This window comes from Kribbella sp. NPDC048928 (assembly GCF_043197975.1).
Classification (GTDB): Bacteria; Actinomycetota; Actinomycetes; order Propionibacteriales; family Kribbellaceae; genus Kribbella.
In genome coordinates, this window is record NZ_JBICUC010000002.1 from 946758 (window position 1) to 965334 (window position 18577).

The 18577-nt window shown below is 67.4% G+C and carries 16 protein-coding genes; 10 read left to right on the plus strand and 6 right to left on the minus strand.

The window, feature by feature from the left end; genetic code table 11:
* Positions 1–52: 52 nt before the first annotated feature.
* Positions 53–721 (minus strand): GntR family transcriptional regulator, encoded by a 669-nt coding sequence (locus ACGFI6_RS11575; RefSeq protein ID WP_393117427.1) that lies wholly within the window; start codon positions 719–721, stop codon positions 53–55.
* Positions 722–891: 170 nt separating this feature from the next.
* Between ACGFI6_RS11575 and ACGFI6_RS11580 the strand changes: the two genes are divergently transcribed.
* The gene (locus tag ACGFI6_RS11580) at positions 892–2550 is read left to right on the plus strand and encodes a phage tail tip lysozyme (protein ID WP_393117429.1); all 1659 of its coding nucleotides are present in this window, start codon (positions 892–894) and stop codon (positions 2548–2550) included.
* Between the two features lie 18 nt (positions 2551–2568).
* Complete coding sequence (locus ACGFI6_RS11585; RefSeq protein WP_393117431.1) at positions 2569–3183, plus strand: S-layer protein; 615 nt, start codon at positions 2569–2571, stop codon at positions 3181–3183.
* A gap of 8 nt (positions 3184–3191) precedes the next feature.
* Here the strand turns inward: ACGFI6_RS11585 and ACGFI6_RS11590 are convergent, their stop codons facing one another.
* Positions 3192–4064, minus strand: coding sequence for a dimethylarginine dimethylaminohydrolase family protein (locus tag ACGFI6_RS11590; protein WP_393117432.1), 873 nt, complete (start codon positions 4062–4064; stop codon positions 3192–3194).
* Between the two features lie 144 nt (positions 4065–4208).
* Here ACGFI6_RS11590 and hisC point away from each other — a divergent pair, with 144 nt between their 5' ends.
* Entirely contained in the window at positions 4209–5297 is a 1089-nt protein-coding gene (gene hisC, locus ACGFI6_RS11595; RefSeq protein WP_393117434.1) for a histidinol-phosphate transaminase, read from the plus strand.
* A gap of 143 nt (positions 5298–5440) precedes the next feature.
* Here hisC and ACGFI6_RS11600 read toward each other — a convergent pair whose 3' ends face one another.
* Both ACGFI6_RS11600 and ACGFI6_RS11605 read right to left on the minus strand, forming a co-directional pair.
* The gene (locus ACGFI6_RS11600; protein ID WP_393117436.1) at positions 5441–6037 is read right to left on the minus strand and encodes a hypothetical protein; all 597 of its coding nucleotides are present in this window, start codon (positions 6035–6037) and stop codon (positions 5441–5443) included.
* 387 nt (positions 6038–6424) lie between these two features.
* Positions 6425–7381 (minus strand): EamA family transporter, encoded by a 957-nt coding sequence (locus tag ACGFI6_RS11605; protein ID WP_393117437.1) that lies wholly within the window; start codon positions 7379–7381, stop codon positions 6425–6427.
* 457 nt (positions 7382–7838) lie between these two features.
* Between ACGFI6_RS11605 and pdhA the strand changes: the two genes are divergently transcribed.
* Genes pdhA through ACGFI6_RS11620 form a run of 3 tightly spaced genes read left to right on the plus strand, consistent with a single transcriptional unit; the run spans position 7839 to position 11356 of the window.
* Positions 7839–9002, plus strand: a complete 1164-nt coding sequence (pdhA, locus tag ACGFI6_RS11610; RefSeq protein ID WP_393117439.1) for a pyruvate dehydrogenase (acetyl-transferring) E1 component subunit alpha — start codon at positions 7839–7841, stop codon at positions 9000–9002.
* A gap of 3 nt (positions 9003–9005) precedes the next feature.
* Positions 9006–9983 carry an alpha-ketoacid dehydrogenase subunit beta gene (locus tag ACGFI6_RS11615; RefSeq protein ID WP_393117441.1) on the plus strand — a complete coding sequence of 326 codons (978 nt, stop codon included), beginning with the start codon at positions 9006–9008 and terminating at the stop codon, positions 9981–9983.
* Complete coding sequence (locus tag ACGFI6_RS11620) at positions 9983–11356, plus strand: dihydrolipoamide acetyltransferase family protein (RefSeq protein ID WP_393117442.1); 1374 nt, start codon at positions 9983–9985, stop codon at positions 11354–11356. Before ACGFI6_RS11615 ends, ACGFI6_RS11620 begins: the two co-directional genes overlap by 1 nt.
* Positions 11357–11413: 57 nt before the next feature.
* Here ACGFI6_RS11620 and ACGFI6_RS11625 read toward each other — a convergent pair whose 3' ends face one another.
* Both ACGFI6_RS11625 and ACGFI6_RS11630 read right to left on the minus strand, forming a co-directional pair.
* Positions 11414–11965 carry a D-glycero-alpha-D-manno-heptose-1,7-bisphosphate 7-phosphatase gene (locus tag ACGFI6_RS11625; protein WP_393117444.1) on the minus strand — a complete coding sequence of 184 codons (552 nt, stop codon included), beginning with the start codon at positions 11963–11965 and terminating at the stop codon, positions 11414–11416.
* The gene (locus ACGFI6_RS11630; protein ID WP_393117446.1) at positions 11962–14376 is read right to left on the minus strand and encodes a hypothetical protein; all 2415 of its coding nucleotides are present in this window, start codon (positions 14374–14376) and stop codon (positions 11962–11964) included. Before ACGFI6_RS11630 ends, ACGFI6_RS11625 begins: the two co-directional genes overlap by 4 nt.
* Before the next feature lie 132 nt (positions 14377–14508).
* On the opposite strand from ACGFI6_RS11630, the gene ACGFI6_RS11635 reads away from it, so the two are divergent.
* From ACGFI6_RS11635 to ACGFI6_RS11650, 4 genes are read left to right on the plus strand one after another with little or no spacing between them, the layout of a single operon-like run.
* Positions 14509–15555, plus strand: a complete 1047-nt coding sequence (locus tag ACGFI6_RS11635) for a hypothetical protein (RefSeq protein WP_393117448.1) — start codon at positions 14509–14511, stop codon at positions 15553–15555.
* Between the two features lie 56 nt (positions 15556–15611).
* Entirely contained in the window at positions 15612–16184 is a 573-nt protein-coding gene (locus ACGFI6_RS11640; protein ID WP_393117450.1) for an SIS domain-containing protein, read from the plus strand.
* A complete protein-coding gene (locus tag ACGFI6_RS11645; protein WP_393117451.1) occupies positions 16181–17545 on the plus strand; it encodes a PfkB family carbohydrate kinase in 1365 nt (454 codons plus the stop codon). The genes ACGFI6_RS11640 and ACGFI6_RS11645 overlap by 4 nt, the downstream gene beginning before the upstream one ends.
* Positions 17542–18549, plus strand: coding sequence for a glycosyltransferase family 4 protein (locus ACGFI6_RS11650; protein ID WP_393117453.1), 1008 nt, complete (start codon positions 17542–17544; stop codon positions 18547–18549). Before ACGFI6_RS11645 ends, ACGFI6_RS11650 begins: the two co-directional genes overlap by 4 nt.
* Positions 18550–18577 lie beyond the last annotated feature (28 nt).

An 18577-nucleotide genomic window follows, 5' to 3' on the forward strand; every position in this document is an offset into this window, starting at 1 on the left:
CTGACTCAGGGTGTGGAACCCCTCATTTGATGGGTCAGCCAGGCAAATGGGATCAGCTCGGCGGCATCGCGATGGCCTCGAGGAGCGACTCCTCGGCGCCGGCGAGGTGCCGCCGGAGCTCCTCGACGCATTCGTCGAGCTCGCCGCGCTCGAGCAGCCGGACGAGTTTGCGGTGCGACGCGACCTGCTGGCGCGCGTCCTGGCGCAGCGCGTCCACCCGGGCCAGCGCGAGCCGGGCCTCGCCGGTGACCGAGTCGGCGGTCGCGATCAGGCGCTCACTGCCGGTCAGCGCGACCAGGCTGCGGTGGATCGCCAGGTGGGTCTCGGTGAGTGCCTCCGGGTCGGCGCCGTCCTTGGCGGTCGCGGCGAACACCCGCATCGCCTCGCGGACCCGTTCCCGGGCCGGCTCGTCGGCGTCGTACCAGGCCCGGATGCCGGCGGACTCCAGGACGAAGCGGGCCCGGCAGATGTCCGCCACCGCCGCCGGGTGCAGGATCGCGACGCTGACGCCCTTGTTCGGCTCGCGGACCGCGAGGCCCTCGGTGACGAGCATGGTCATCGCCTCCCGGATCGTGCTCCGGGCGACCCCCAGCGCCTCGGCGAGCGGCTGCTCGCGCAGCGGCGTACCGGGCTCCAGATCGCCGGCGAACAGGGCGGCGCGGAGCGCGTCGACCACCCGGTCCACCGTGGTCGAGCGGTCCACCCGCAGCCGTTCGTACATGGGAGGATTCTCGTCCAGACGGGGTCCGTTGTCGCGTCCGCCCCGCCCCGCTGCGCGGCCTGTGGATAACTCTCGACACGTTGACCCGGTTTTCAGGCACCATTTGACCTGGTGGCCGCCCCTTCCGCGGATCGGCGTGGAAGACCACTCGAGTGAGCGAGGAGCAGATCGTGGATGCCAAGAAGCTGCTGCCGCTCCTCGCTGCGCCGGCGTTCCTGATCTTCGCCCTGGTGATCGCCATCGTGATGATGCTGGGCTCGCTGATGAGCATCGACTCCGAAGCCGCGTCCTGCGCGTTGTCCCCGGCGAACAGTGCGGATTCGGCCTCGTTCGCGTGGCCGACCGACAAGACCGAGATCTCCCAGGACTGGGCCGACCCGGACCCGAACACCGGCGACATGCACTCCGGGATGGACTTCAAGGTCGACGAGGGCAGCAAGGTGTACGCGGTTGCCGACGGCAGCGTGGTCTCGACCAAGGACAACGAGGTCGTGATCAAGCACGAGCAAGAGGTCCAGAGCCACTACAAGTTCTTGAAGACCATCAAGGTCCATGCGGGCCAGGCCGTGAAGAAGGGCGACCAGATCGCCACCTCCGGCTCCGGCGACGAGAGCCCGCCCGGACTGTCCGGCCCGCACCTGCACCTCGAGATCTGGATCGACCAGGAATCCGACGGTCACCTCAAGAACACCCATCTGAACGCCAACCCGTTCGTGCCCGACACCAGCGCGGAGGAGGACCCCGGAGACGGCTGCGGCTCCTGCCCGGGCGGCGACCTGACGGGTACGAACAACCAGCAGAAGGCCTTCAACTACTTCGTCTCGGTCGGCTACTCCAAGCAGCAGGCGGCCGGCATCGTCGGCAACATGATCTCGGAGTCCGGCGTCGAACCGGGCCGCCTCCAGGGCACCAAGCCCGGCACGGTGAGCAAACCGATGGATGTGATCGGCACCGAGGGCGGCTGGGGCATCGTGCAGTGGACCCCGGCCCGCAAGATGATCAACCCGGCCAGGTCGGGCGGCGCCAGCGACGACGAGATCGGCACGCTGGCGTTCCAGCTGGACTTCCTGCACAAACAGCTCCTCGGCCAGGGCTCGCTGCCAGAGAAGGCCGCCGGCGACGCCGTGAAGGCGGCGACGACCGTGGACGCTGCCGCGGTCGCGTTCGGCGGCAAGTTCGAGCGCTTCGCGGGGTACGAGAACCCGAACAACTCGCGCTACGCCGAGCGCAAGGCGAACGCCGAGCACGTACTGGCCACCTTCGGTGGCGGCGCACCGGCGAGCAGCGATCCCAAGGCCCCGGCCGCAGACCCCTGCGGAGCCGGCAGCGGAAACATCGCCCAGGTCGCAAAGAACCTCGCCTGGCCGGACGACGCCAGGAACCACTGGAGTGTCGAGGCGAGCGCGGCGAAGCCGGAGTTCGTGGCCGCGATGAAGAAGTACAACGACGGCCCCAACGGTCAGACTCCGTACAGCGACTGCGGGCGATTCGTCGCGACCGTGTTGCACATGAGCGGCGCCGACCCGAAGTTCCCGAACGTGGGAACCGGTGTGCAGCGCAGCTACATGCTGGCGCACCCGGAGAAGTGGGACCATTGGGACTCGAAGCCGCCGGGCGGCATGAAACCCGGTGACGTCCTGAACGGCCCCGGCCACACGTATCTGTACGTTGGCCCGTGGGGCAAGGACGGCGGCGGATTCGATTCCGCGTCCGGGTCCCTCGGCGACCACGTACCGGCGGCGGGACACCTGTACGACGTCGGTCCCAGCGGGTTCTGGGTCTTCCGGGTCAAGGGCGGGACCACACCGACGACGACGCCGACGAGCTGAGTAAGGACGGGAGTACCGATGCTTGAGGAGAACCGGCGGCCGTTGGTCATCGGCGGTGTCGCGGTGGCGGTGATCGTCGTACTGATCGGCAGCATCCTGCTGTTCCGGGGCGGCTCGCAGACCAAGCTCATCGTCCAGTCGATCCCGGGAGACCTCACCCTGCGGCTGGACGGGCACGAGATTCCGGCCAACGGCGAGATCAAGGTCAAATCGGGCCGGCACACCCTGGAGGGATCGCGGCGCGGCTTCCAGAGCTACAGCCAGGACATCGACCTGACCGGCGACGCCCTCCAGTACAAGATGTACCTCTATGCGAACGGGCCCGACGGCTACGAGTGGGCCTCGAAGAACCCCGAGCAGGAGCGGGAGCTCGAGGCCGAGGCCGGCCGGCACTTCGACGAGATGCAGGCCAGACTGCTCGCGAAGTACCCGGTGATCAGCTACCTGCCGTACATCGGCGACGGGTTCGAGGCCACCCGGGAGACCTCCAAGACCGATCCGAAGAACCCCGAGGCCATCTCGCTCGGCATCGAGGTCTTCGGACCGCAAGGCAAGGCCAAGGCCCTGGAGTGGATCGACGGCTACGGCTGGGACCCGAGCACGCTCGACATCATCTGGACCACCGGCAAGTAGCCGTCGGATCAGAGCGGGAGGACGAGCTCGCCGCCGGCCGTGGTGATGGTGTGCAGGGGGAAGTCGAGCGGGTTGGTGAGGCAGCGCGCCGAGCCGCCACCCTTGTGGAACTCGGACAGGTCGAGGACGACGACCCGCAGCCCGAGGCCCGCGAAGATCTCCCGCAGCCGCGGTGAGCAGGCCGGCATGATGATCGTCGCCCCGACCACGATCGAGTTCGCGGAGAACGCGAACGCCTCCTCGTCGGTGAGCACGATCGGGTCCGGCACAATCCCCGCCAGCGCACCCTGGCTCGCGGCATCGAACGCCGGCGGGTAGACCATCGCGTGCGTGCTGTCCACCGGGCAGAACGGCAGGTCGAGGTGGTACATCCCCTCGTGCGCGATCCGCAGCCCGCGGACCCGGAGGTTCCACCCGGTCGCGAGGTGCTTGAGGGCGTCCGCCTCGGTGCGCGGGCCGTATCCGACGACCAGGCTGTCGCCGAACACGAACGCGTCCCCGGACTCGAAGTGCGGTCCGACGCCCTCGCCGCCGACCCGGTCCAGGCGGAACCCGTGACCGGTGAACCACTCGGCCGCGCTCAGCGACTCCTTCCGGCGCGGCTCGAACCGCATGTGCGAGAGCATCGCGCGGCCGTCCGCGGCGGCCAGGCCGAGGTTCATCGCGTACACCATGTCCGGTGAGTCGGCGCGCTGCTCGAGCACCTCGACCTCGCCGCCGGCGTCCAGGATCGCCTGCCGGAGCGCGTCCCACTGCTTCAGTGTCAGCGCCGGGTCCGGCTGGTCCTGCGTGGACATGTACGGGTTGATCACGTAGTCGATCCGGAAGTGGTCCGGCCGGACCATCAGATAGCGACGACCCCACTCCAGCGGCTGCCCCATGACACCCTCCCTGACCCTGCGGGATCCAACTATAGATCCCCTGATTGTCCGACAATCAGTCAGTTTGAGGCTCGTTGTGGCCGGAGTCAAACGGTGTGCTCCAGGTCGCTTCCGCGGGGATTCGGTAAGGACTAACCTGCGGGCATGACCCCTGACAACGAGGTTCGCTTTCGCGCTTGCCTGGACGATGTCGCGGCTTACAAGCCCGGCCGTCCGCCGGAGCGCTCCGACGGCCGTCCGACGTACAAGCTGTCCAGCAACGAGAACCCGTACCCGCCGCTTCCGGGAGTGCTGGCCGCCGCGACCGAGGCCGCCGCGCAGATGAACCGCTACCCGGACATGGGGGCCGTGGAGCTGCTGGAGGCGCTGTCGGCCCGGTTCGGCGTGCCCGTCGACGACCTCGCGGTGGGGACCGGATCGGTCGCGTTGCTCTACCACCTGCTGCAGGCGACGGTCGCGGACGGCGACGAGGTGGTGTACGCCTGGCGCTCGTTCGAGGCGTACCCGATCGCGGTGCAACTGACCGGCGCGACCTCGGTCCAGGTCCCGCTGACCGTGGACGCCCGCCACGACTTCAAGGCGATGGAGGCCGCGATCACCGACCGCACCAAGGTCGTCCTGGTCTGTACGCCGAACAACCCGACCGGCCCGGTGGTGCATCGCGACGAGCTGGTCGCGTTCCTCGACGCCGTACCGTCGGACGTGCTGGTCGTGGTGGACGAGGCGTACCGCGAGTTCGTCCGGGACACCGATGTGGTGGACGGCGTCGAGCTGTACCGCGACCGGCCGAACGTGCTGGTGCTGCGGACGTTCTCGAAGGCGTACGGGCTGGCTGGCTTCCGGGTCGGGTACGCGGTCGGGCATCCGGACGTGGTCGCCGCGATCCGCAAGTGCGCGCTGCCGTTCGGGGTCAGCTACGTCGCCCAGGCGGCCGCGATCGCGTCGCTCGCCGTCGAGGACCAGTTGCTGGAGCGCGTCGACGCGCTGGTCGAGGAACGCCGCCGCGTGGTCGCCGAACTGCGCTCCGCCGGCTGGACCGTCCCCGAGCCCGAAACGAACTTCGTCTGGCTGGAACTCGGCGACGACACCGTGAAGTTCGCTGCAGCAGTCCAGGCCGAAGGCGTCTCCGTACGCCCCTTCCCCGGCGACGGCGTCCGCATAACCATCGGCGAACCCGAAGCCAACAACCTCTTCCTGACCGTCGCCCAATCCTGGCGGCAGCGCGGGGAGTAGCTCCCGCGGGTTCGAGCACCTGCAGACAAGGATGCGGCGCCGGGAGGAGTGAGGCTTGCTCCCGGCGCCGCGGTGTTGCTCCGAATCAGTCACCCCACCGAGGTGGCTCTTTCGGGTCCTGCATCATCACTGACCAGGGAGGGTCAGTTGTTCTGCTGGTTGCTCTGCTCGCAGGTCTTCAGCGAGTCGATCGAGTTACCGTCGTTGTTGAAACCGAGGATGCCGGTCGGGTTCGTCAGCGGAACGGTGCCGCCGATGCCCGTGGCGTCGATCTCGTTGTGGCAGACCTGCCACGGGCCGACCTTGTTGTCGCTGATCGACACGAGCCCGTTGCTGTCGGCCTTGTACCACTTGCGGTCCTGCGTGTTGTCCTGCTCGCAGGTCTTGACCGCGGTGATGCTGTTGCCGTCGTTGCCCCAGCCGATGATGCCGGTGATGTCCTGGGCCGGGACGGTGCCGCCGATGCCGGTACCGGCACCGAAGTTGTGGCAGGCCTGAACCGCACCGAGGTCGTTGCGGTCGAGGGCGACCAGCGAGCCGTCCTTGTGCATGCCCCACCAGCGCGCGTGGCCCTGGTCGTAGCCGCCCTTGCTCGCCGCGGACACCGCGTCGGCCAGACCCGCGTCCTGGGCCTTCTTCTGGGTGTCGTCGAGAACGTTGGCGCTCACAACGGTTGCCAGACCGAGGGTGGCGACCGTCGCCACCGCCGCGGCCGCGACGATCTTACGAGTTACCTGCATTATGCCAGGTTTCCTTTCGGGTTTGACGGATTCGTCTTAGTGCTAACGACACCTGGCACGGCCGGTTACAAACTTTTTCGTCAACTATTTTCCCTGATACAACAGTGATCTCGGCGAGCGGAAGTTGAGATGGAAGCGCCCGTAACCGCGCTGAGGATACGTCGTTGAGTCAGCGCGGGTGACGGATCGCAGGATTGTTTCGGTGGACTCGGTGGCTGCCGAATTGGCAATAGCACGATTCGTCGGAACAATTTGGAACCATTGCCGGAGTTTCGTGCCGTGTTTTTTCGGGGCAGGGCGCGACCGGCAGCCAGACCCGCTGCCGCGCGCATCGGCAGCGGTGGGAGACCCGGGTCCCTAGGGCCCGGGTCTTTCCCATTCTCCGGGTCAGTGAGCCGACCCGCGCGCCGACCGCCGGCGCTCCGAGGTGACGACCAGCGCGACCCCGACGATGATCACCGCGCCGCCGAGCAGGATCTGCCAGGTCAGCGGTTCGCTCAGGATCAGCCAGCCGAGGAACACCGCGACCGCCGGGTTCACGTACGCGTACGTCCCGACCAGAGAGATCGGTGCGTTCGCGAGCAGATACGAGTACGCCGTGTACGCGAGCAGCGACCCGAACACGACCAGGTACGCCAGCCCGATCCACCCGGAGCCGTGGATCCGATCGAAATGCAGCCGCCCGGGTTCGCCCCGCAGTACGCCGAGCAGCACCATCGCCGTACCGCCGAAGGCCATCTCGTAGAGCGCTGTCACCAACGGATCGCGGGGGAGACCGAGCCGGGGCGCGTACCGCGAGCCGGTCGCCCAGCAGATCGTGCCGACGACCAGGATCGCCACCGACAGCGGCTTCGCGCTCGTGTTGCCACCTGACAACGCGAGCAGTGCGGCCCCGCCGAACCCGATCAGTACGCCGACCCAGGTCAAGGCCCGCGGGCGCTCGCCGCCGCCGACCCGCAGCAGCATCAGCCACAGCGGGATCGCGGCGACCAGCAATGCCGCCAGCCCCGACGGGACGGTCTGCTCCGCGATCGCGACCGCGCCGTTGCCGAGGGCAAGCAGCAGGATGCCGACGGTAGCCGCGCCGATCGCCTCCCGGCGGGTGATCCGCAGTCGCCGCCATCCCGATTTCAGGGCGAGGCCGATCGCCATCAGCGCGCTCGCGGTGAGGAAGCGGGTGGCCATCCCGAGCATCGGCGGGATCTCGGCCTCGACGACGACCCGGATCGCCAGGTACGTCGAACCCCAGACGACATAGACGACCCCGAGTGCGGTCCAGATCATCGCGCCGGAGGCCGGCCGTGAACCAGTCTCGACCACTCCGGCCGGGGCGGCAGTCGCCATCGCAACCATCCTCGGGGTGTCAGGGGTGTCATGCAAGAACGATGCTTACGCTAGATCCGGGGGCGGCGGCCGCACAAGGCGGTTTCCGGCCACCGCGCGGCGGGATCCCGCCAACCCGGCAGGTCGAGACGTATTTGTGACACTTCTCGTCGAGATCCGCGTACGTCTGTAAGATGAGCGTGCGGATGGGACCAGTTGATGGACTGGTGTCTCAGCGCGAGACCCATTTCGGTACCGCCGTACCCGCCGGAGTCCAGACAGTTAGCGGATCAGGCACCTGGTCGGTACGGTGTCCGGCAAGATGGGAGTGAGACCGGTGAGATGGTCCACTGCCAGCAGTGCATCAACCCCTGGAATCACGCGGACCCAACCTGCGACAGCCGCATCCGGCAAGAACGGGGGGACCCGTGCAACGTTGCGGTCGCGGCGATCCCGCGCTCGAACCCGAGGAGTGCATGTGAGTGAGTCGGTGCCGGGCCCTGCCCCGGAAGTGTTCGCGCCCCACAAGGCGCCGGTGAGTCCGCCCCAGGCCTCCGAAGAGGTCGAGTTCGTCCAGCTCCTGACGCCCGAAGGCGAGCGCGTCGAGCATCCGGACTACTCGTTCGACCTCGACGACGAGGCGATCAAGGGCTTCTACCAGGACATGGTCCTGGTGCGCCGCATCGATACCGAGGCGACCGCCCTGCAGCGTCAGGGTGAGCTCGGCCTCTGGGCGTCGCTGCTCGGCCAGGAGGCCGCGCAGATCGGCTCCGGCCGGGCGCTGAACAAGAAGGACATGGTCTTCCCGACGTACCGCGAGCACGGCGTCGCGTGGTGTCAGGGGGTCAACCCGCTGAACCTGCTCGGCCTGTTCCGCGGTGTCGACCAGGGCGCGTGGGACCCCAAGGACAACAACTTCCACCTCTACACGATCGTGATCGGCGCCCAGACGCTGCACGCGACCGGGTACGCGATGGGCCAGCAACGCGACCACGCGATCGGCGACGCCGACGACGGCGAGGCCACGATCGCGTACTTCGGCGACGGCGCCAGCAGCCAGGGCGACGTCAACGAGGCGTTCATCTGGTCCTCGGTGTTCAACGCGCCGGTGGTCTTCTTCTGCCAGAACAACCAGTGGGCGATCTCGGAGCCGATCGACCGGCAGACCCGGATCCCGCTGTACCAGCGCGCGGCCGGCTTCGGCTTCCCGGGCGTCCGCGTCGACGGCAACGACGTCCTTGCTACGTACGCCGTGACCCAGCAGGCGCTCAAACGGGCCCGCGAAGGCAGCGGGCCGTCGCTGATCGAGGCGTACACGTACCGGATGGGTGCGCACACCACCTCCGACGACCCGACGAAGTACCGCCTGAACGAGGACCTCGAGCACTGGAAGCTCAAGGACCCGATCGAGCGCGTGCACGCGTACCTGACCCGGCATGCCGGCGTCGACCACGACTACTTCGACGAGGTCGAGGCGGAGGCCGACAAGGTCGCCGCGGAGCTGCGGGCCGGCTGCCTGGCGCTGCCGGAGCCGGAGCTGACCGACTTCTTCCAGCATGTGTACGTCGAGGAGACGCCACAACTGGCCGAGCAGCGCGGGCAGTACGCCGCGTACGCCGCTTCGTTCGAAGGCGAGGGCTGAGCGATGACCAAGATCACTCTCGGCAAGGCCATCAACGCCGGTCTCCGGTCCGCGATGGAGAAGGACCCGAAGGTCGTCGTGATGGGCGAGGACATCGGCAAGCTCGGCGGCGTCTTCCGGGTCACCGAAGGCCTGCAGAAGGACTTCGGTGAGGACCGGGTGATCGACACCCCGCTGGCCGAGTCCGGGATCATCGGCACCGCGGTCGGGCTCGCGCTGCGCGGGTACCGCCCGGTGTGCGAGATCCAGTTCGACGGGTTCGTGTTCCCGGCGTACGACCAGATCATCAGCCAGGTCGCGAAGATGCACTACCGGTCGATGGGCAAGATCAAGATGCCGATCGTCATCCGGATCCCGTACGGCGGTGGCATCGGCGCGGTCGAGCACCACTCGGAGTCGCCGGAGACGTTGTTCGCGCACGTACCGGGGCTGAAGGTCGTCTCCTGCGGCGACCCGGTGGACGCGTACTGGATGATCCAGCAGGCGATCGCGTCCGACGACCCGGTGATCTTCTTCGAGCCGAAGCGCCGGTACCACGAGAAGGCCGAGCTGGACGAGTCCACGCCGCCGGCACTGCCGCTGCACAAGGCGAAGGTGGTGCGCGAGGGTACGGACGCGACGCTGCTCTGTTACGGCCCGATGGTGAAGACGTGTGTCCAGGCGGCCGAGGCCGCGGTCGAGGACGGGCGGAACCTGGAGGTCGTCGACCTGCGGACGATCGCGCCGTTCGACCTGCAGACGATCTTCGCGTCGGTGAAGAAGACTCGGCGCGCGGTCGTGGTGCACGAGGCGCCGTACTCGTTCGGCCCCGGCTCGGAGATCGCGGCGCGGGTGACCGAGGAGTGCTTCTACCACCTCGAGGCGCCGGTGCTCCGCGTGACCGGGTACGACACTCCGTACCCGCCGTCGCGGATGGAGGACGACTACCTGCCGGACCTTGATCGGGTCCTGGACGGCGTCGACCGCGTGATGGGGTACTGATGGGCACGCAGCAGTTCCGCCTCCCCGACGTCGGTGAAGGGCTCGTCGAGGCGGAGATCGTCAGCTGGAAGGTCAAGCCCGGCGACACCGTCAAGCTCAACGACACGATCGTCGAGATCGAGACCGCGAAGTCGCTGGTCGAGCTCCCGGTCCCGTTCGCGGGCGTCGTGAAGGAGCTCTTGGTCCCTGAGGGTGAAACGGTCGACGTCGGCACCCCGATCATCGCGGTGGAGACCGAGTCCGCCGGTGACGAGCCGCTCGCGGACGACCTGGTTCCGGCGGTCCCCGAGCCCGCGGAGAACGGCGGCCGTACGGCGGTCCTGGTCGGCTACGGCCCCAAAACCACCGAAGCCAAACGCCGCCAACGCAAACCCGCAGCGGGCGGACCAGGTGTGGCCGCACTCGCAGCAACCCCGGCCCCGCCACCAGCACCCGCCGTCACCACCCCGGCGCCGCAGGCGCCGGTTGCTGGGGGCAACGGGGCTGTGCATGTGTTGGCCAAGCCGCCGGTGCGGAAGTTGGCGAAAGATCTGGGGATCGACCTGGGTGCGGTGACGGCGACCGGACCAGGTGGAATCATCACCCGGGCTGACGTGGAATCGCATACGGCGGCCCCGGCTGTTGCGGAGGCGCCGGCTGTCGCGGCATACGAACCGGCGCCGGTGGTGAGTGGGCGCGAGGACACGCGCGTTCCGGTCAAGGGTGTGCAGAAGGTGATGGCCCAGGCGATGGTCGCCAGTGCGTTCACCGCGCCGCACGTCACCGAGTGGATCACCGTCGACGTCAGCGCCACGATGGAGCTGGTCGAGCGCCTGAAGACGGACAGGGCGTTCAAGGACCTGCGTGTCTCACCGCTGTTGATCGTCGCGAAGGCGGTCACGCTGGCCGCCCGCCGTACGCCGATCATCAACGCTGCCTGGGACGAGCAAGCCCAGGAGATCGTGTACAAGGGCGCGGTCAACCTCGGCATCGCCGCGGCCACCCCGCGCGGGCTGATCGTCCCGAACATCAAGGGTGCCGACGCACTGACCCTCCCGGACCTGTGCAAGGCGCTGAACGACCTGGTCGCCACTGCCCGCGAGGGCAAGACGCAGCCGGCTGACCAGGCCGGCGGCTCGTTCACGATCACGAACGTCGGCGTGTTCGGTGTCGACGCCGGTACGCCGATCATCAACCCGGGCGAGGCCGCGATCCTCGCGTTCGGCGCGATCCGCAAGCAGCCGTGGGTGGTGGACGACGAGATCGTCCCGCGCTGGATCACCACGCTCGCGCTGTCCTTCGACCACCGGCTGATCGACGGCGAGAAGGGCTCCATCTTCCTCGCCGACGTCGCAAGCATCCTCGAGGATCCCGCCCGCGCACTGATGTTCTGAGCTCCAGTACGACGAAAGGCCCGGACAATCCCGTCCGGGCCTTTCGCCTTGTACCGGTCAGCCGTCGACCTGACTGAGGATGAAGTGCAGCGCCTGCGCAGTCGTCGCGAAGTAGGCGTCCGGGTTCGGAGAACGGACGCTGTCGGTCGCCTGCCCGACGAGCACTGTCCGGCAGCCGGCGGCTTGCCCAGCCTGGACATCGCTCGGTGTGTCGCCGACCATCCAGGACCTGCTGAGATCGAGATCCAGCCGGGCCGCGGAGTTGAGCAGCATGCCAGGGGCGGGCTTGCGGCATCCGCAGACCATGGTCAGCCCCCGCACCACACCGTCGGGATGGTGTGGACACACCTCGACCGAATCCAACTCCGTGCCTTCGCGGGTCAGCAGCCGATCGAGGTGTGCGTGCATGGCTGCCAGTTCGGCGCCGTCGAAGAAGCCGCGCGCAAGACCCGACTGATTCGTCACGAGAACTACCGCCAGCCCGGCGCGTCGTAACAACTTGATGCCTGCGGCGACACCGGACTGCAGCACCAGGTCGTCCGGACGGCTGGGATAGTGACGAGGCTCCGTCACGGTGCCGTCGCGATCCAGGAAGACGGCCGGTCTCATCCGATCTGGTGTTCTTGGCATGGTGCTCGTGGGCGATCAGAGACGCGCTGCGACACTGCAGCCAGCAAGGAACGGTCGGCCGCTTCGGAGACCAGTGGTACAGCCGGGAAGGCCGTGTACTTGTCGCGGATCCGGCTTTCCATCATGGCCCGCACCTGTGCGGCAGGCTCGTCAGCTGCTGGAGATTCCTGGTCGCCCCAGACCCAGCCCGGCATCAATGGACGTACGTCGAACCGCAGCGACTCGAAGATCGCGCCGGCGTACGCGTCGACCAGCTCGCCGCCGTTGGCGAACCGCGAGAAGAACTGCCCGTTCCGTACGATCTCGTTGACACACAGGCGATCCATCGACAGCCGGCGATCGCCACGCCGGTAGGCGAGCGCACGCTCGAGGAACATGGTGCTCGAGAAGTCGGCCAGCAGGTAGATCCCCTGCTGGTCCACCCCGGTGTCCTTGAACTTGATGTCGAAGTTGAACAGGCCCTGATCCATCAGCGCCGCCCAGTGGCTGACGTGCGTGGACACCCATCCGGCGGCGAGGTGCGTCTCCTCGAGGCATCTTCCGCCGAGATGGTCTTCGGCGTGATCCCCATCCGGGGTGACGAACATCGCGAGTCGACGAGACACGACGCCGTTGTCGCCGGCCCGCGCAGAGGGGGGAACGAGACCGCCACCGCGCTCGAGTACGTCATCGATGCATCGCCGGGTGAACTCGTCCGACAAGTACTCACTCGCGGGGTTCGTGAAGACTCGTTTGACGACCGACGACTCCAGGACGCGGACGCGATGCTGCCAGCCGACGACGAGTTCCGGCGCACTCACGTCCGCGGCCACCTCGGCGACCGTGTCCCGCAACGTGTCCGCGATCCATTGCCGCGCCGCGTGCTGATCGGGCAGCCCGAGCTCGGCCAATTGGTCGTCGGCGAGTGGAACCGCGGACCGGAGCCGGCCGAGGATCCGCGCCGGACTGCTCGACGATGCCGGCGGCTCCGCGGGCGCCAGTTCCTGAGCCAACCGGTGGAGTGCCGAGTTCCTGAGCACTTGGCGGATGAGCCGTCGGCCTGCATCGTCGAGCTCGGCGGATGCGAGGTCGAGCTCTTCAAGGGTGCGGTACTCCCGGCCGGCGTCGGCCAGATAGGTCAGCTCCTCCGTGACGTCCGCATAGATCGCGACGGCAGCCGCAGTCAGTGATCTGGACAGCCGCAGCGCCGCCCGCGCGGGACGATCCGAGCCACTTTCCAATGCCCGTACGAGATCACCGGCGTACTCGACGCATCGCTCCGGCTCGGGTGAGACGGCAGCGGCGCCCTGCCGTCCGACAGCGAGATGCAGTGCGAAGGCATCGGCCGCTTGCAGGAGTTCGTCTCGAGATTTCGAGTCCCACCGCAGATTGACGGATCCGGCGAGCGGACTCGGGTTCCGCCAGTGGATTGCCCCCATGGAGACAGCCTCGGGTTGCCGCCACGTTGCCCGGATGTCATCGTCCACCGCTCGTTCGAGGCAGAACGATCGCTTTCCCACCAGCGCCGCGAGGTGGGTGTTCGTGCCGGTCGCCGTTCCGATCGTCGCCTCGACCGCGGGCGACGCCAGCAGGGCCGCGAAGCCGCTCAGCGACACGGCCTGCGGTGCCGCCTCCAGGACGGTGACAACCCGGCTCTCCGCCGCGAAACGTGCCCCGAGTTCGGCGATGAGGCCGCGGTTCAAGACGTCATTGGGAACGAGCGCACTTCCGATCAGGAAATGGTGCGCCGGAAGCTTCTGCAGAAGCGCGCGAATCAAATCCTCATGTTCACCGACATCGAGGACCGATGTTATTTCCTTGGGTACCGAAGTGCGGCGCGTCGTTGGATTCGAAGCCGTCGGATTGTAAATGATGACGGGCGGGCCATTGGCAACCTCGATCGCTTCAATGTCGGCGGGCCGGGGTTGGATTCGAACCGGCGGCGGGACCGGAAGACCGATTTCCCGCATTTGTTCAGCCGCCCGGTCGAATGCATTGATGGCGGTCGCGCCGCCGCGCGCGAATATGGTTCCGTATCTGGCATAGAGCCATCCGTCGTTCCATGAATAGAGGGCTCGTGAGAAGCGCGGATCCAGATCCGTGGGCGGGAAGGCGGAAGGTACAACCACCAGGTCGTACTGCGACGCCACGGACGCCGAAAGCGCCTGTACAGAAAGGATGTCGGAGAAGAGACCCGTTGTCTCTGCGAGTGCTCCGTACGAGGTGTCCGAATGGAGATCTGTCGCCGCGATCGACGCTGCGACGGCAGCCCAGGGAAGGGCGCGGAGGAAGTCTCCGAGATACCAACGGTCGGTGTCGTGAATGACGGCGACACGCGCAATCCGGTTGCGAATGCGCTCGAACCCGAGGATACTTGGCGGCCGGGCGGCAGAGATTCTGGGCGGAATCATGATTGGTATTGACACGAACTCAGTAGAATCCATGTGCGCTCACGGTCCGAGGATATCGATGACCAACTGCAATATGCCAGCCCTTTGTTTCAGGACTGCGGGAACCGTGCTCGTCCGGCGAAAGGAGCGACGTTGAAGATCAGCGCAAGCATCATGGCGCATCCTCGACGGTGGGAACGCGCCGAGAAGCTGGCCGCGAATCTGCCGACCCTGAGCCCGGCCGTGGTCCTGGACCCAGAGCCGGACGGCGCGCCGTCGGCGATGAGGACAGCGGCACTTGCCTGGGACAGCGCGGGTGCTGAGGGGTACCACCTCGTCCTGCAGGACGACACGACCCTCTGCGTCGACTTCGAGTCCCGGCTGGGCGCCGTGTCGACCGGTGACTGCGACGCGGTCAGCATGTTCGCCGACTGGGGATCGGTCAACGGGCAGTCGGTCCGGATCGCGGCAATGCACGGCCGTGGCATCGCGCCGATCTTCCAGCGGTCCATCCCACCGCAGGCGATGTTGATGCGCGCGGATGCCGCGCAGGAGTTCGCCCGCTGCTGCGCCGAAGCTATCGAACGCGGTGAAACCCGCGACTCTAAGCTGATGTGGGAGTTCTGCCGGGCTCGCGGTCTGTCCGTCGGCATCTCCGTGCCGAATCTTGTGCAGCACGACGTGACTCATCAGCCGAGCCTGTGGCCCGACAAGGTCGAGAGAGGACCGATCCGGTCGGCGCTGTTCGCTGACGATGCCGGGGATTGGTCACCCGACGCGTCGGGCGCCGGCGCTGCCGTTGATCTCCTGCCCTATGTGGGCTGGCAGGCCGAGGCGAGGGTGACGACTCCGGCCCGCCCGGCCGAGGCGATCACGGAAACGTCCGCCCTCGACTGGCTCAGGGCACATGGCTGGGACGGGCGGGAGCTGGTGGCCGAATTCGAGCGCATCTGGCGTGCTACCTGGCCCGTCGACCCGATCATCACCCGCCCGATCATGTTCCAGGTCTTCCTCGCCTGGGCGGCCGTCACCGTGAAGTTCTCCGCCGCGATGAACACCCCGAGTGCCGCCCTGGCGACGGTCACCCCCGGTGCCTTGCGCAACACCGTCGATCTCCAGCGAGCGCCCGAGTTGATGGATGCCGCAGCAGGCTTCGTCGAGCAGGTCGTCTCGAGCGAGTTGCTGCGGGGCCGGCGTTGACCCTCTCGGCTCGGCCCGCCCCTGGCCCCGGGGTCCAAGCCACCGTCGCGGCTTCGGTGACACGGCACCTCGAGGACTCGGCGGCGACGATCGCCGCGCTGCCCGGTCATATCCGGACGCTGCTCGACTGGGCCGACCGCCTCGGGACCTGTTTCGCCAACGACGGGCGCCTGCTGGTGGCTGGAAATGGCGGCTCGGCTGCCGAAGCCCAGCACCTGAGCGCGGAGCTGGTGGGGAGGTTCGACGGCGACCGGCCTCCGTTCTCCGCCATCCCGCTGCACGCGGACAGTTCGGCCGTGACGGCGATCGGGAACGACTTCGGTTACGAGCAGACCTTCGAACGCCAGGTGCGGGCGCATGCACGTCCGGGAGACGTGTTGATCCTGCTGACCACGAGTGGCGAGAGCCCCAACCTGATGCGGGCGGCGCGCGTGGCTTCGGCACTGCAGGTGCACACTCTCGCGATGACCGGCGCGGCTCCCAACCCGCTCGCGGATGCTGTCGAGAGCGCCATCTGCGTCGTCGGGCCTCGTCACCAGGTGCAAGAAGGCCATCTCGTGTTGATCCACACGCTCTGCAAAGCGCTCGAGCCGACGCTGCGGGGGATCGCACCGGCGGACCACGCATGATCGGCCGATCGCTGCGGCTGACAGTGGTCGGGGATGCTTTTCTCGATGTGGACATCCTGGGCGTGACCCGGGAACCGAATCCCTTCGCTACTCCGGTGCTGGACGTCGGTCGGCGGCTGCGCCGCGCGGGCGGGGCGGGTCTCGTCGCGTCGATGCTGCGCGACGACGGCCATGAGGTCACCCTGCTGACGGCGATCGGTGACGATCAGAGCGCAGCGTCGGTCGTCGCGCAGCTCGAGGGTGTGAACGTCGTCGCCGGCGAGCTCCGCAGTCGTACGCCGGTGAAGACCCGCCTGTTCGAAGGATCCGAGGTCATCGGCCGTTTCGACGAACACTGCGAGTCGACAGCCGTTCCCGTGTTCGGCGGGCCGGACTTGAGCTGCCTCGACGATGCCGACGCGATCGTTGTCGCCGACTACGCGCGTGGCGTCGCCGCTGCACCTCTGATCCGGGAGCGCCTGGATCGACTCGCCGGTTTGATGCCGATCGTCTGGGACCCGCATGCTCGTGGCGTTCCGCCCACGAAGAACGTCAGCCTGGTGACTCCTAATGCGGACGAGGCCCGTCGGCTGTCCAGAGTCAGCGGAGTCGGCCTGAGCAGCTCGATCGACGCCGCCGACCGGCTGCGTCGGGAGTGGGGCGTCGCTGCCGTAGCGGTAACTCTCGGCCAGGACGGCGCGGTCGTCTCCGGCGGCGGCCACCATTGCCTGTACGTTCCAGCACCTCGCCAGGTGGCCGGAGACACCTGCGGCGCGGGCGATCGGTTCACCGCCTCCGTCGCGACCCAGCTCGCCGCCGGCGCGGACCCACCGACAGCCGTTGACGCCGCCGTCGACGAGGCTTGCGAGTTCCTCGCGGGTGGCGGAGTCGCCGCAATGGGCCATGCAGCTTCGGTCCATCGCTCATCAACGTCGGACTGGAGGCCGCTGGTCGAGCGCATCCGGTCGGCGGGCGGCACCGTTGTCGCTGCTGGTGGCTGCTTCGACCTGATCCACCCTGGGCACCTGCGGACCCTCCGCTCCGCGCGGCAGTTGGGTGACGTCCTGGTCGTGCTGATCAATTCCGACGACTCCGTTCGGAGCTTGAAAGGCGCCGGCCGACCCATCGTGCCGCAGGCCGATCGGGCCGAGATGCTGCTCGCCCTCGAATGTGTCGATGCCGTGGTCGTCTTCGACGAGCCGACGCCTGGCCAGGCCCTCCGAGATCTCCGTCCGGATGTCTGGGTGAAGGGCGCCGACTACCTCGATGCGCGACTTCCCGAGGAGTCCCTGCTCGAGGCCTGGCACGGTCGTACGGTCGCGATTCCGCTCGTCCCGGGCCGATCCACCACAGCCCTCGCCGCGAAACTTCGGAGCGCTTGACCTTCAGAAAGGCACCTGTCATCAACATTGTCGCGATCTTTCCGTTGTACCTTCCCTGGCGCCGGGCAGGCGCCGAGGTCATGACGCATGCCCTGCTACGCGGACTGGCGGAGGCCGGCCATTCCGTTCAGGTTCTGGTGATTCCCGAGGTCCGGCGGGACTCCGTACTGCCGCTCGAAGAGGTCTGCCTGGACGGGATCCAGATCAAGGTCTGCACCATCGCGCAACTCCGCGCGATCTTCGACGGTTCGCGATCGATCGATGTGGTCATCAGCCAGCTCGGCGCCAGCGCGACAGCGTCCGAGCTGGCCAGGTCGCACCGCGCCAAGTACATCGAGGTCATTCACGGAGACGACCCCAGGGCTTACCGGAACCTGATCGCCGGCCGGCCCGATCTCACGATCTTCAACACGCGACTGCTGCGCGACTTCTTCACGACCCACTGCGGTCGGTCCGAGGTCTTCCACCCACCCGTCAACCCAGAGCTTCATCGCATCCAGAAAGGGAGCCATGTAACTCTGGTGAATCTCCGCGAGGACAAAGGGGTCGGCATCTTCCGTTCGCTGGCCGAACAACTCCCGGAGATTCCCTTTCTGGGCGTGGTCGGTGGCTACGGCGTCCAGGAGACGGAAAACCTCCCGAAAAATGTCACCATCCAGAACCACACGGATGACATGCGATCGGACGTGTGGTCGCGCACCCGGATCCTGCTGATGCCGTCGAAATCAGAGTCGTACGGAATGGTGGCGCTTGAAGCCGCCGCGTCCGGGATTCCGGTCGTATCGAACATGCTGGCGGGCGTCCGGGAGGCGATGGGATCATCTGCGATCTATCTGCACCCGAGAAACCCTGAAGCGTGGCGGAGTCAGCTCAGCCGGTTGACGACTGATCCCGCGTACGAGCAAGAGGCGAGCAGGAATGCTCTTGCCAGATCGGAAGACATCCACCACAAACATCGCGCCGAGTTGGCCCAGACGATTCAGGCGATCGAGTCTCTTGCCTGAATTGCGCCGCAGCTGATCGGAGACACGC

Excerpts from the sequence above, each read along its gene's own strand:
- ACGFI6_RS11575 (WP_393117427.1), bottom strand. The coding sequence starts at position 721 with ATGTACGAACGGCTGCGGGTGGACCGCTCGACCACGGTGGACCGGGTG.
- ACGFI6_RS11585 (WP_393117431.1), top strand. The coding sequence starts at position 2,569 with ATGCTTGAGGAGAACCGGCGGCCGTTGGTCATCGGCGGTGTCGCGGTG.
- ACGFI6_RS11590 (WP_393117432.1), bottom strand. The coding sequence starts at position 4,064 with ATGGGGCAGCCGCTGGAGTGGGGTCGTCGCTATCTGATGGTCCGGCCG.
- hisC (WP_393117434.1), top strand. The coding sequence starts at position 4,209 with ATGACCCCTGACAACGAGGTTCGCTTTCGCGCTTGCCTGGACGATGTC.
- ACGFI6_RS11600 (WP_393117436.1), bottom strand. The coding sequence starts at position 6,037 with ATGCAGGTAACTCGTAAGATCGTCGCGGCCGCGGCGGTGGCGACGGTC.
- ACGFI6_RS11605 (WP_393117437.1), bottom strand. The coding sequence starts at position 7,381 with ATGGCGACTGCCGCCCCGGCCGGAGTGGTCGAGACTGGTTCACGGCCG.
- ACGFI6_RS11615 (WP_393117441.1), top strand. The coding sequence starts at position 9,006 with ATGACCAAGATCACTCTCGGCAAGGCCATCAACGCCGGTCTCCGGTCC.
- ACGFI6_RS11620 (WP_393117442.1), top strand. The coding sequence starts at position 9,983 with ATGGGCACGCAGCAGTTCCGCCTCCCCGACGTCGGTGAAGGGCTCGTC.
- ACGFI6_RS11625 (WP_393117444.1), bottom strand. The coding sequence starts at position 11,965 with ATGAGACCGGCCGTCTTCCTGGATCGCGACGGCACCGTGACGGAGCCT.
- ACGFI6_RS11630 (WP_393117446.1), bottom strand. The coding sequence starts at position 14,376 with ATGATTCCGCCCAGAATCTCTGCCGCCCGGCCGCCAAGTATCCTCGGG.
- ACGFI6_RS11645 (WP_393117451.1), top strand. The coding sequence starts at position 16,181 with ATGATCGGCCGATCGCTGCGGCTGACAGTGGTCGGGGATGCTTTTCTC.